The sequence below is a fragment of the Aquihabitans sp. G128 genome (assembly GCF_019048865.1).
GTDB lineage: Bacteria > Actinomycetota > Acidimicrobiia > Acidimicrobiales > Iamiaceae > Aquihabitans.
The window spans coordinates 2,924,016-2,937,135 of record NZ_CP077604.1 but is presented as its reverse complement, the minus strand read 5'-3'; the positions used below and the strand labels follow the sequence as shown (position 1 = coordinate 2,937,135).

Annotated in this window: 9 protein-coding genes and 2 pseudogenes; 9 read left to right on the top strand and 2 right to left on the bottom strand. The window is 73.7% G+C overall.

Translation table 11 applies throughout. The features are described 5' to 3' along the window. Positions 1-193: 193 nt before the first annotated feature. Both KSP35_RS14065 and KSP35_RS14060 read left to right on the top strand, forming a co-directional pair. Positions 194-3,628: a fibronectin type III domain-containing protein gene (locus KSP35_RS14065; RefSeq protein WP_254126770.1), complete on the top strand. Its 3,435-nt coding sequence runs from the start codon at positions 194-196 to the stop codon at positions 3,626-3,628. A gap of 44 nt (positions 3,629-3,672) precedes the next feature. After that, positions 3,673-4,395 (top strand): annotated as a pseudogene (locus KSP35_RS14060) (5'-3' exonuclease H3TH domain-containing protein); the annotation flags it as partial. A gap of 166 nt (positions 4,396-4,561) precedes the next feature. On the opposite strand, the gene ligD reads toward KSP35_RS14060, so the two are convergent. Beyond that, a complete protein-coding gene (gene ligD, locus KSP35_RS14055) occupies positions 4,562-5,608 on the bottom strand; it encodes a non-homologous end-joining DNA ligase (protein WP_216996425.1) in 1,047 nt (348 codons plus the stop codon). 104 nt (positions 5,609-5,712) lie between these two features. On the opposite strand from ligD, the gene KSP35_RS14050 reads away from it, so the two are divergent. From KSP35_RS14050 to KSP35_RS14040, 3 genes are read left to right on the top strand one after another with little or no spacing between them, the layout of a single operon-like run. Further along, positions 5,713-6,414, top strand: a complete 702-nt coding sequence (locus KSP35_RS14050; RefSeq protein WP_216996423.1) for a trans-aconitate 2-methyltransferase — start codon at positions 5,713-5,715, stop codon at positions 6,412-6,414. A 47-nt stretch (positions 6,415-6,461) separates the two neighbouring features. Beyond that, positions 6,462-7,127 (top strand): class I SAM-dependent methyltransferase, encoded by a 666-nt coding sequence (locus tag KSP35_RS14045; RefSeq protein ID WP_216996418.1) that lies wholly within the window; start codon positions 6,462-6,464, stop codon positions 7,125-7,127. Between the two features lie 6 nt (positions 7,128-7,133). After that, positions 7,134-7,943: a nucleoside deaminase gene (locus KSP35_RS14040; protein ID WP_216996417.1), complete on the top strand. Its 810-nt coding sequence runs from the start codon at positions 7,134-7,136 to the stop codon at positions 7,941-7,943. A 10-nt stretch (positions 7,944-7,953) separates the two neighbouring features. On the opposite strand, the gene KSP35_RS14035 is transcribed toward KSP35_RS14040, so the two are convergent. After that, entirely contained in the window at positions 7,954-8,241 is a 288-nt protein-coding gene (locus tag KSP35_RS14035; protein WP_216996415.1) for a hypothetical protein, read from the bottom strand. Positions 8,242-9,226: 985 nt separating this feature from the next. Between KSP35_RS14035 and KSP35_RS25970 the strand changes: the two are divergent. The 4 genes and pseudogenes from KSP35_RS25970 to KSP35_RS14010 all read left to right on the top strand — a co-directional run. Beyond that, positions 9,227-10,204 (top strand): annotated as a pseudogene (locus KSP35_RS25970) (integrin alpha); the annotation flags it as partial. Positions 10,205-10,388: 184 nt separating this feature from the next. Further along, positions 10,389-11,441: an Ig-like domain repeat protein gene (locus KSP35_RS14020; RefSeq protein ID WP_216996413.1), complete on the top strand. Its 1,053-nt coding sequence runs from the start codon at positions 10,389-10,391 to the stop codon at positions 11,439-11,441. Further along, on the top strand, positions 11,438-12,544 hold the full coding sequence (locus KSP35_RS14015) for a hypothetical protein (RefSeq protein WP_217002323.1): 1,107 nt from the start codon (positions 11,438-11,440) through the stop codon (positions 12,542-12,544). Before KSP35_RS14020 ends, KSP35_RS14015 begins: the two co-directional genes overlap by 4 nt. A 1-nt stretch (position 12,545) precedes the next feature. After that, positions 12,546-13,085 (top strand): hypothetical protein, encoded by a 540-nt coding sequence (locus KSP35_RS14010; protein WP_217002322.1) that lies wholly within the window; start codon positions 12,546-12,548, stop codon positions 13,083-13,085. Positions 13,086-13,120 lie beyond the last annotated feature (35 nt).

Genomic DNA, 13,120 nt, shown 5'->3' with positions numbered 1-13,120 from the left:
CCGATCGGCTGCCCGTGATCGGTCCCGTCGACCGGCTCCCCGCCGAAGACCTAACCTTTCGGACACGCGCACCGGGCACCGGGCTCGGCGTGGAGGGGTGCGTGGGCGCGGGCCCGCCGCACGATGGGGAGTGGGCGACGTGGCACAGGTCTCGGGCAGGTTCCGGAGGAGCGCGATCGGGGTCGCGGTCGGCGTGGCCGGGCTGGTGGCCGCGCTGGCGCCGGCGACGGCCGCCACCGCGCAGGACCCGTCGCCCGGAGCGGCGGCGTCGGCCGGCGCTCCCGCCGGCGGCCACCTGTCGGACCGGCTCGAGGCGCTGAGCGCCCAGTCGTCCCGTGGCCTGAGCGTCGCTGCCCAGAACCGGGTGGCCGAGCTGCCGGCCTCGGGACCGGGCAGCCTGCTGCACGGTGCCGGCGGCGACCTGCTCGTCGACCTCCAGCTGTCGTCCACCGACGCCGCCACGTTCGCGGCCATCGACGCCGCCGGCGCCAAGGTGGTGTCTCGCACCGACGGGGACCAGGTGGCCACGGTGTCGGTCGCCCCGACCGACCTCGGGGCGCTCGGCTCGGCCCACGGCGTCCGCTGGGCCCAAGAGGTGCTCACGCCCATGGTCGGCGGGGTCGCCCGGCCCGGTCGGCCGGCGCGGCCCGCCTCCCCGGCCCGCGCCGCGGCCTCCTGCAGCGCCCGCAAGATCTCCGAGGGCGACGCCCAGATCCGCGCCTCGAACGCGAGGACCACCTACGGCGTCGACGGCGCCGGGACCACGGTCGGCGTCCTGTCGGACTCCTTCTACCGGCTCGGCGCCGCCCCCACCGACGTCGCCAACGGCGAGCTGCCCGGCCCCGGCAACCCCTGTGGTCGGACGACGCCGGTCACGGTCCAGTCGGAGATGGTGGGCTCGGGCGCCTCCGACGAGGGGCGGGCCATGACCCAGATCGTCCACGACGTGGCGCCCGGCGCCACCCTGCGCTTCGCCTCGGCCTTCAACGGCGCCGGTGACTTCGCCGACCAGATCCGCAACCTCGCCACCAACGGCGCCTCGGTGATCGTCGACGACATCTCCTACTTCGACGAGCCGATCTACCAGGACGGCATCATCGCCAAGGCGGTCGACGACGTCGCGGCGACCGGCGTGGCCTACTACTCCTCGGCCGGCAACTCGAACATCGTGGTGGGCGGCAAGGAGGTCGGCTCCTACGAGGCCGCCGCCTACCGGCCGACCACGTGCCCGGCTGCGATCGCCAGCCTGTCCGCCACCTACACCTGCCACGACTTCGACCCGTCGGCCGGCGTCAGCGGCGGCGACGACATCACCCTCCCCTCCAGCGGGGAGATCTTCGTCAAGCTGGGCTGGAACGAGCCCGCCTACGGGCTGAGCACCAACCTCGACGTGTTCCTCGTCGACAACGTGACCGGTGCGATCAAGGCCAGCTCGGCGATCAACAACCCCGGCGGATCGAACCAGGCGCTCGAGCTCATGAGTGCGACGAACTCCGGCAGCGCTCGGAGCTACAAGCTGGTGGTGGCCCGCAAGGGCGGCACCGCCACCCCACGGTTCAAGGCGATCCTCCTCGACCTCTACGACCCGGATCCCTTCGACGGGAGCCCGCTCACGGTGCAGTGGAACACGTCCTCCGGCACCGACGTCATCGGCCCGACGGCGTACGGCCACAACCTCATGGGCGCCGGTGCCGGCGTGGCCGCCGTGCCCTACGACGACGCCAGCACCGTCGAGGAGTTCTCGTCCCGTGGGCCGGCCACCTACTGCTGGGACCCGATCGTGGGGACCGTGCCCGCAGGTGCCCGGGCGGGCGGTTGCCTCACCAAGCAGCTGGACGTGGCCGCCACCGACGGCGTGGTCACCACGGTGACGTCGCTCGGCCTGAACCCGTTCTACGGGACCTCGGCGGCAGCCCCGCACGCTGCCGGTGCTGCGGCGCTCCTGCGCCAGGCCCGACCGTGCGCGACCGGTGCCCAGGTGATCCAGGCCCAACGAGCGACCGGTCGGGCGGTGGGCAGCTTCGGCGTCGCCGCCGTCGGCTCCGGCCTGGTGACCACCGACGCCGCCATCGCCGCCACCGCGGCCTGCCCCACCGTCCCCGGGCCGCCCACGGGCATCACCGCCACCGCGGGCAACGCCCAGGCGACCGTGTCGTGGACGGCTCCAGCGGCCAACGGCGGGTCGGCCATCACGGGCTACAAGGTGACGCCCTTCATCGGCGTGACCCCGCAGGCCGTCCGGTCCTTCTCCGGCGCGGGCACCAGCGGCGTCGTGACCGGCCTGACCAACGGCACCACCTACACCTTCAAGGTGGCGGCCGTGAACGCCAACGGCACCGGAGCGCTGTCCGGCGCCTCGCCGTCGGTCACGCCCGTCGCACCCCCCGTGCCCGGCGCCGTCTACGTGCCCATCACCCCGTGTCGGGTGCTCGACACCCGCTTCGCCACGGCCGGTCGCTTCGCAGTCGGTGAGCAGCGCAGCTACCAGGTGGCGGGCTCGGGCATCACCGGCCAGGGCGGCGCCAGCAGCTGCGTGCCCGACGGTGCCCTGGCGGTCGAGGCCTCCGTCACGGCCGTGTCGCCGGATGGCTCGGGCTACTTCCGGGCCTGGCCGTCGAACGCCTCGGCGCCGAACGCCACGTTCCTGAACTTCACCAAGGTCCCGGGCATCACCAACACCGGTTCGCTGTCGCTGGCCCCGACCGGGACCCAGGACCTCACGGTGAAGAACTTCGGGGCCACGTCGCACTACGTGGTCGACGTGCAGGGCTACTTCGTCCTGCCCGGCTCCGTGCCGTCGGGGCTCACCGGTGCGGTGTACGTGCCCATCACCCCGTGTCGGGTGCTCGACACCCGCTTCGCCACCGCTGGTCGCCTCGCGGTCGGTGAGCAGCGCAGCTACCAGGTGGCGGGCTCGGGCATCACCGGGCAGGGCGGTGCCAGCAGCTGCGTGCCCGACGGTGCCGTCGCGGTCGAGGCATCGGTGACCGCTGCGTCGCCCGACGGCTCGGGCTACTTCCGGGCGTGGCCGTCGAACGCGTCGGCGCCGAACGCCACGTTCCTGAACTTCACCAAGGTCCCGGGCATCACCAACACCGGTTCGCTGGCGTTGGCGCCGAGCGGGACCCAGGACCTGACGGTGAAGAACTTCGGCGCCACGTCGCACTACGTGGTCGACGTGCAGGGCTACTTCGTCCTGCCGGGCAACGTGCCGTCCGGGCTCACCGGAGCCACCTACGTCCCGATCACCCCGTGCCGCGTGCTCGACACCCGCTTCGCTTCCGCCGGTCGCTTCGCCGTCGGCGAGCAGCGCAGCTACCAGGTGGCCGGCACGGGCATCGCCGGCCAGGGTGGCGCGGCGAGCTGCGTGCCCGACGGCGCCGTGGCCGTGGAGTCCTCGGTGACCGCGGTGTCGCCGGACGGCTCGGGCTACCTCCGGGCGTGGCCCTCGAACGCCTCGGCGCCGAACGCCACGTTCCTGAACTTCACCAAGGTCCCGGGCATCACCAACACCGGCTCGCTCTCGCTGGCCCCGACCGGGACCAACGACCTGACGGTCAAGGACTTCGGGGCCACGTCGCACTACGTGGTCGACGTGCAGGGCTACTTCCAGCTGGCGGCGTCGTAGCCCGGCCCGGCCCCGGGAGCGGGGCCGGGCCGACCTCGGCAAGGATGCACGCCATGAACGTCCACCTGGTCGACGGCACCTACGAGCTCTTCCGCTACCACTTCGCCCTCCCGTCCCACCTCACCGAGGACGGGCGCGAGGTGGCGGCGGCGCGGGGCGTCGCCGGGACGCTGCTCCAGCTGCTGGAGGAGGGCGCCACCCACGTCGGCGCCGCGTTCGACCACGTGATCGAGTCGTTCCGCAACGACCTCTACGACGGCTACAAGGACGGCTCCGGCGTGGAGCCGGCGCTGCTCTCGCAGTTCAACCTGGTCGAGGACCTCTGCACGGCCATCGGCGTGAAGGTGTTCTCCATGGTCGAGTACGAGGCCGACGACGCCCTGGGCGCGGCATCTCGGGTGGCGGCGGCCGACGACCGGGTGGAGCAGGTGCTGATCTGCACGCCGGACAAGGACCTCGGCCAGTGCGTGGGCGGCAAGGTCGTGCAGCTCGACCGGCGCAAGGGCGTGGTCAGCGGGGTCGACGGCGTGCGGGAGAAGTTCGGCGTCGACCCCGAGTCGATCCCGGACTTCCTCGGCCTGGTCGGCGACACCGCCGACGGCTTCCCCGGCCTGCCCGGCTGGGGCGCCAAGTCCGCCGGCGCGGTGCTGGCCCGCTACGGCCACCTCGAGGACATCCCGCCGGACTCCCACGATTGGGACATCACCGTGCGGGGCGCGTCGAAGCTGGCGCTCACCCTCAAGCACAACTTCGCCGACGCCGTGCTCTTCCGCCGGATCGCCACCATCGAGTACGACGCGCCCACCGTGGCCGACGTCGACGAGCTCGGTGGCGGGGCCCGAGCAAGGACGTGGCGGAGGTGGTGGCGACGGCCGACGCACCGGGCCTGGCCAGCCGGGCCGTCCGCCTCGCCGAGTCCCGCTTCGGCTGAGGTCAGGCGTCCCCGGCGTCGGCGTCGGGGCCGGCGGCGTCCGGGTCGGCCTTGGCCCGGCTGGGCGCCACCCGGGGCGGCTCGTTGGGCTGCTTGGGGTAGACGGGCGGCCACGGCGCATCCATGAGCCCGTCGGCGAGGTCCCGCTCGGACCACGCCAGCAGGGGAGCGAGGTCCTGGGGCTCGCCGTCCATGGCCGCCCACGGATCGCCTTCGGCGGCCACCTTGGCGGGCACGACGTCGAGCGTCAGCACCTCCGGGTCGACCGTGGCGACCTCGTCCCACGGGATCGGCAGGGACACCTGGCCGCCCACCCGGGGCCGGACGCACCAGGCGCCGAACACCGTCTTGTGCGGCGCGTTCTGGTTGTAGTCGATGAACACCCGCTCGCCGCGCTCCTCCTTCCACCACGCCGCGGTCAGGAGGTCCGGGTGACGGCGCTCGAGCTCGCGCGCCACCGCCACGGCGGCCGCCCGCACCGCGTAGGAGTCGTGGGTGCCGCCCACCCGCACGTAGATGTGCAGCCCGCGGTTGCCGGTGGTCTTCACGTACGACGTGATGCCCTCGCCGGTGAACAGGTCCCGCACGGCGACGGCGGCCTCGCGCACCATGTCGAACGTGACGCCGGGCCCGGGGTCGAGGTCGATGCGCAGCTCGTCGGTGACCTCGGGCGTGGCTGCCCGGTAGGGCCAGGGGTGGAAGCCGAGGCAGCCCTGGTTGACGGCCCACAGGAGGTGGGCGAGGTCGGCCACCACGAGGGCGTTGCTGCTCGTGCCGTTGGGGGTGGACACCTCGGTGGTCTGCAGCCAGTCGGGTGCGCCCGCGGGCACCCGCTTCTGGAAGAACGACTTGCCGTGGGCACCGTCGGGGAAGCGCTGCAGCATGGTCGGCCGGCCGGCGATGGTGGCCAGCAGCGGCCCCTCGACGGCCTGGTAGTAGCGGACGAGGTCCAGCTTGGTCTCGCCCCGGGTCTTGAAGAAGACCTTGTCGGGGCTGGTGATGCGGACCTCGCGCCCGCTCGCTTCGACCGTGATCGCCTCCGACGCCATCGCCGGACCGTACCCGCGATCAGCGGTCACCGGCAGTGTCCCACATGTCGAGACATGCGTATTGACTGTTGAGATGCGGGCCTCGCCGGGGTACCGTCGTGGCCATGCCCGCTGCTCCCGTCCCCGACGCCCAGGCCTGGTTCGACCGGTGGGTCGACACCTACGACGCCGAGCGCCGGATCCTGCTCCCGAGCTTCGACCTGTTCTACGGGACCACCGCCGAAGCGGCCGCGCTCGGTCGCTCGGGACCGGTGCGGGTGCTGGACCTCGGTGCCGGCACGGGGCTGCTCTCGGGCACGCTGGCCGCGGCGCTGCCGGAGGCGTCGTTCGTGCTGGTCGACGAGGCCCCGGCGATGCTCGAGAAGGCCCAGGAGCGGCTCGCCCCGCTGGAGGACCGGGTGCGAACGTTGGTGGCCGACCTGCGCGACCCGCTGCCCGAGGGCGGCTTCGACGTCATCGCCTCGGCGTTGGCCATCCACCACCTCGCCGACGACGAGAAGGCCGACCTGTACCGCCGCGCGTCGGAGGCCCTGCGGCCCGGAGGCGTCCTGCTCAACGCCGAGCAGGTGGCGGGTCCGACCGCCGCCCTCGACGTCGCGTACCGCGAGCGGTGGGACGCCCACACCCGGGCCCTGGGCGCGACCGACGCCACCCTCGCGGCGGCGGCGGAGCGCATGTCGATCGACCGCCCGGCGAGCGTCGAGGACCAGCTCGCCATGTTCCGGGCCGCCGGCCTGGTCCAGGTCGACTGCCTGTTCAAGCACTGGCGCTTCGCCGTGCTGGCCGGCTGGAAGCCCCCGGTCTGACCGGCCGCCCGGCGGCGAGGTCGCTGCCGGGGTCCTAGGTTCTCGCCATGGCGTGGCTGCTGGCTCCCCTCTACGACCGGATCGTCGCACCGGCCGAGGAGGCCTGCTTCCAAGGCTGGCGCCACGAGCTGCTGGCCGGGCTGACGGGCGACGTGCTCGAGATCGGCGCCGGGACCGGCGCGAACGTCGCCCACTACCCGGCAGCGGTCCGGCGGGTGGTCTTCACCGAGCCGGACCCCGGCATGCGCCGCCAGCTCGAGGAGCGCCTCGCAGCCGCCCGAGGCGGCGGCACGTTCGCCCCCGGCGCCGCTGAGGTGCGCACCGACCGCGCCGCCGCACTGAGCGTGCCGTCCGGCTCGCTCGACGCCGTGGTCGGCACCCTCGTGCTCTGCACCGTCCCCGATCCCGCCGCCGCCCTGGCCGAGGTGCGCCGCGTGCTCAAGCCCGGTGGCACCTTCACCTTCCTCGAACACGTGGCGGCCGACGATCGACCGGACCGGCTGCGGTGGCAGCGGCGGCTCGACCCGGTGTGGCGCCGGGTGGCCGGCGGCTGCCGCCTCACCCGCCGAACGGCCGAGGCCATCGAGGCCGCGGGCCTCGAACCGGTCGACCTCACCCGGGAGAGCGCTCGCAAGGCCATCGCGCTCATCCGACCGACGATCCGGGGCCACGCCATGGCTCCGATCACCGCCCTCGACCGACCGAGCTCCTGAGGATCCATGCCCGACGACACCCCCATCCCGCCCGAGGACGCCCCCACGGAGGTGAGCGCGCCGCCACCGGAGCCCGACCCGGGCTCGCGTCGGGATCCGGCGCCCGAGGCCGATCCGCCAGCGGCGAGCCCGGACCCCGCGGCACCGGCCGCCGGGCCCGACGTGCTGGCCGCCGAGGTCCGGGCCGAGCTGGCCGAGCCCGAGCCCGAGCCCGAGCCGATCGTTCCCGCCCCGCTGGCGGCGCCGCTGCCGGCGGGTCGGCTGGCAGACATGGTCGAGGCCGACCGGCGGTGGATGGACGAGGCCCTGGCCATGGCGGCCAAGGGCCTGGCCATCGGCGAGCTGCCCATCGGTGCGGTGGTGGTGGCCGATGGCGAGGTGATCGGGCGGGCGTTCACCCAGGAGGCCACGCAGGGGCGGCTGCTGGTGCACGCCGAGCTGCTCGCCCTCGACCAGGCAGACCGGGTGGTCGGCGGTCGTCGAGGCCGTGCGGTGCTCTACACCACGCTCGAACCGTGCCTCATGTGCCTCGGTGCCGCGGCCACGGCCATGGTGGAGCGGGTGGTGTTCGCGCTCGACTCGGCCACCGACGGGGCTCGCGAGCTCGCCTCGCTCTGGGACGCGCACCGCCACGCACGGGACCTGCCGTCGGTGTACCTGCCGCCGGTGCACGGCGGCGTGGGGACCGAGGCGTCGCGCGCCCTGTTCGCGCGGTTCATCGCCACCCGCCCGGGTCCGACCGATCCGCTGGCGCTGTGGGCCGCCACCCTCGTCACCCCGGCCGCACCTGCGGCCGACCCTCCGGCTGCCGGCTGACCGAGGCGCCTCAGGGCCGGAGGCGGACCGAGCCGGGGTGGGCCCGGGCGAACACGTCGTCGCCCACCCGCAGGCGGACGCCGGCCAGCTGCACCTGGTCGTCGGACCACTCGGGGTGGCGGCCACGGATCTCGGCCTCGGTCCGGGCCAGCGCGGCGTCGGTCATGTCGATGACGTCGGCCAAACGGTCGAGGTCCACATCGGTGGCCCGTCGGCGCAACCCGAGCCACGGCCGCCCGGCCGTCGCCCCCGATCCCGCCGTGCGCCGCTCGACCCCGCCCCATGCTTCGATGCCCATGTCCCTGTCCTCCTCCAACCGGCCGCCTGCCGGTTCCCTCCTGCCTCCATTCGGCGGCCCCGCAGCGATCCCCACCACCGAACGGGTGAACGGTCCGGATGGCCCATCCGCCGGCGGTGCGGCGGGCCGCCGGATGGCGTCGAAGGGGTCCGAACGATGCCAACGCCTGGAACGACCGTGCCACGGCTTCAGCCGCCGAGCAGCCCGCGCTCGCTGTCGACGTTGCGGGCCCGGGGCTCGGGCCCGGCGTCGGCGCCCCACGCCACCGTCCGGTCGCGAACCACCGGGCGGGACGATTTGGATAGCTTTCCTACCTTTGACGCGCGCCTCTGCGAATATCTACTGTTAGGTGCACTTACCAACGACCCCGGGCGAACCGGCCCCGCCGGCGTCGCGAGCAGAGCACGAGGTCCACGTGAAGCGAGCATCCCTGAAGGTCGCGGCATCCGCGATCGCGCTGGTCGTCAGCGCCTCCGGCGCCATCGGTGCCCCGACGGCCAGCGCCGCCCTGCCGACGCCCGACGCCGGCGGACCGGCCGAGCTCCTGCGCTACGTGGGCGACGCCAGCAGCGCCACGGGCGCGGCGCTGGCCAACGGGCCCTGCGACGTCAACGGCGACGGCTACGACGACGCCGTCGTCGGCGCCTGGTTCTGGGACAAGACGCCCACGGCGAACATCGGGGCCTCCTACGTGATCCTCGGCGGCCCCGAGGTCTCGGGCGCCTCCCTCGCCAACCCCACCGAGGCGGGCGCGGTCCGCCTCGATGGCCCGGCCACCGCCAACGCCTTCACCGGCTTCGCCGTGGCCTGCGTCGGCGACGTCAACGGCGACGACCTCGACGACATCGCCATCTCCCACTACACGGCGCAGAAGACCTACGTGGTCTTCGGCGCCGAGCAGTTCACCGGCCTGGCGCTCGACTCGCTGGGCGACCGGGGCTTCACCGTGAAGGGCGGCCAGAGCAGCGGCAACGTCGGCTTCTCCATGGCGCCCGTCGGTGACCTGGACGCCGACGGCCTGGACGACTTCGCGGTGGCCGAGGTGGCCGCCGACACCCAGGGCCGCACCAACAACGGCCGGGTGTGGGTCGTCGCCGGGCGCGACGACATCTCCGACGTCGACCTCCTGGCGCCCACCGCCGGCCAGCTGCTGCTGACCGTCGACGGCGCCGTCAACGAGGAGCGCATCGGCAACATCGCCAGCGTCGGCGACGTCAACGGCGACGGCATCGACGACTTCCTGCTCGGCGCCTACACCTCCACCCCGTGGGGCGCCAGCATCGCCGCACCGGGTGCGGCCTACGTCGTGTTCGGCGGCACCACGGGTGAGGTCGACACCGCCGACCTCGGCGCCAAGGGCTTCACCATCGTCGGGCCCACCCGCCAGCGCGACCGCCTCGGCATCTCCGTCTCGGCAGCCGGCGACGTCGACGGCGACGGCAAGGCCGACCTGCTCATCGGCGCCGATGGCGTCACCAACGCCACCACCGGCCCCCGCAACGGCGGCGCCGCCATCGTGTTCGGCTCGGCCAGCACCGATCGCGTCTACACCGACCCGGCCGCCACCTCGGGCCAGTCCGTCTTCACCTGTGCCGGCACGGTCACCGACCCCGGTGCCTGCCCGGCCCCGGTCCGCCGGGGCTACTGGATCGACGGCGCCACCTCCGGCGACTCGACCGGCTACTCGGTGGCCGGCCTCGGCGACGTGAACGGCGACGACGTCCCCGACCTCGCCCTCGGCGCCTACGGCTTCGACCCGGCCAACCCGGCCGGCGGCACCTTCAACGGCGCCGGCGCCACCTACGTCCTCTACGGCGCCCCGACCGCCGTCACCCAGTCGCTCGCCACCCTGCCGGCGACCGGCGGCTACCGGATCGACGGCACCGCAGCCGGCGACCGGTTCGGTCGCCAGGTCGGTGCCCTCGGCGACCTCGACGGGAACGGCGTGCGGGACTTCGCGGTCGGCGCCGACTTCGCCTCCCGCCCCGGCACCCAGAACGGCGAGGTCACCGTCGCCCTCATGGGCCGGCTCGAGACCGAGGTCGCCCTCACCGGCCCGACCAAGGCCCTGCCCGGCGAAGAGGTCTCGTTCACTGCGGCGGTCACCAAGGGCGCCGGCGACCCGGCCCCCCCTCGCCAGCGGCACCGTGGCCTTCACCCTGGGCGGCTCGCCCATCAGCGGCTGCGCCAGCGTCCCGGTCACCGCCGGTGCCGCCACCTGCACGGCCACCTTCGCGGCCGAGGCCTCCGGCGACGTCGTCGCCACCTACGCGGGCACCGACGTCCTCCAGGGCGCCGAGTCCGCCGGCTCCGCCTTCACCGTCGCCAAGCTGGCCACCACCACCTCGCTCGAGGTGTCCGAGACCGAACCGTTCACCGGCCAGGTCGTCCTCCTGCTGGCCCACGTCCTGGGCCCGGACAAGGCCCGGGCCACCGCCGGCACCGTCGCCTTCACCGCCGGTGGCACGCCCATCGCCGGCTGCGGCTCGGTGGCCGTGAGCGACGGCTACGCCTCGTGCACCACCGCCTGGGGCGCGCGGGCCACGTATTCGGTGGTCGCCACCTACGGCGGCACCGCCCAGCAGGCGGGCTCTGCGTCGGCGGCCTCGTCGATCACCGTCGGCAGCCTCGCCACCATCGAGCCCCAGGCCGCCACCGGCACCTACGGGCTCACCGGCGCCACCATCACCGGTCGGGTCGTCGGCCAGGGCCGTGCCGCCACCGGCTCGGTCACCATCAAGAGCGGAGCGACGGTCCTGGGCACGGCGACGCTCAACGGGAACGGCCGCTACACCCTGACCCTGGGCAAGACCGCCCTGGAGCCCGGCACCCGGGCGCTCACCGTCACCTACGGCGGCGACCAGCACCACGGCCCGGTCACCGACGACACCACCGCCACCATCGCCAAGGCGAAGGGCACGGTGGCCGTCACCCTGACGCCCACCAACCCGAAGGTGAAGACCCAGCGGGTCACGGCCAGCATCACGGTCTCCGCCCCGGGGACCGTGCCGCAGGGCGACGTGCGGGTCTACGTGAACGGCAAGGTCCTGCACCTCGTCAAGACCGACGCCAACGGCAAGGCGACGGTCCTGCTCGCCGCCTTCAACACCACCGGCGCCAAGACCATCCGCGTCACGTTCTCGCCCTCGGTGCGGGTCAGCGGCGCCGAGGTCACCAAGACCGTGACGGCCCGCTCGTGATCGGCCGCCGGACCACCCGGGCCACCACCGGGCTGGTGGTGAGCGTCGCCGTGGCGCTCGGCGCCCTCGCAGCGTGCAAGCCGCCGCCGCCGGCGGTCTCGCTCTCGGGCAGCACGGTGCTGCCCGTGGCCGACGACGCCACGGTGACCTTCACCCTGCGCTGCGCCGGCGCCAAGGCCTGCACCGGCGAGACCCGCGTGCGGGTGGGCACGGTCGACGGTCCGGTGCGGGCCTACTCGGTGGCGGCGGCCAAGACCTCGGCCATCGTGGTCAAGCTCAGCACCGCCCAGCTCGCCGCCGCGGCGCCGGGCACCACGGTGGCCGGCCAGGTCCGCCTCAAGGAGCAGGCCCCGGCCGCCCTCGAGGCCCGCGGCGTCGCCGTGACCGTCCAGCGCCCCGAGCTCCCGCCAGAGGAGACGCCGACGTCGAAGGCCTACCGCGAGCGCAACTGGACCCCCACGTCGTACGACACGTGCAGCGCCGCCTTCCACCGCTCGTTCTCGGTCATCGGTCCCGACGGCAAGCTGTACCCTACCTGGCACCCCGCCACCGCGGTCGATCCGACCACCGGGCTGATGTGCTCCTTCGGCCACGAGCACGGCGACGATCCCGGCTCCTCGGACCTCTACACCTGGGTCACCGACTTCCTCGACGCCAAGCCCACCGAGAGCCGGGGCATCCCCTTCGGCTACGTGAGCGAGGCGCTCGACACCTACGCCTCCACCCGGGACAACGTGACCCGCCACGAGGACAACGTGGGCCACAAGATCATCGTGGCCAACGACGTGAAGCTGGTGACCGCGTCCCCCCGGGGGGTACCTGCGCGACGTCGACGGGCAGCCCATCACCTGCGACTTCCTCATCAAGGTGCACCAGGGCTCGCACTCTGGCGATGCCCTGATCAACAACGCCCACGAGCTGCTGTACGCGGTCCGCTGCACCGACGGCACGGCGATCATCTCGTCGACGCTGGCCCGCTTCGGCAACGCCAACCAGTTCAACCGCTCGTGCGACCGCCAGACGGTTACCACCGCCGGCAGCAACCTGCCGAACGGCACCGGCGGCTCGCGGCTCATCCCGGACCGGTTCTGCATCGACCGTGACGTGCTCGTCCCGCCGAGCCAGAGCAGCTCGGTGTGGGCCCTCTACGAGGTGTGGCAGTCGATGAGCGACCTCACCACCCCCCAGGGCACCACCCTGGCGACGTTCGACCCCTGGTTCGGCATCCGCAACCCGGCCCGGGCCCACGCCGGCGGCGTGAACAGCTCGATCCTCGACCTGGTCGACGTCTCCGACCTCACCGACAGCGCCGACGGCGGGACCAGCCGCGGCTACCCGTTCGACGAGGTCACCGAGCACGAGCACGCCACCGGCATGCAGATGGCCAAGCCCGACCCGGCCTCGCCGTTCAACGGCGCCCAGCGGGACTACTACCTCCACAGCACCCGCATCGCCAACGCCGGCGGACCCACCACGTGGTTCACCGACCCCTACGGGGAAGGCGCGGTCACCACGGCCGGGCCCGGCCTGGTCCGCCAGCACATCAGCAGCACCGACAACGCCGCCTGGCCCGACCTCGAGCGTCGCAGCTTCAACCTCGAGCGCGACTACGGCCACGCCAACGGGGTCCACGCCCCGAACTGACCGGCAGCGCCTCCGTCGCGGACCGTAGACCGCGA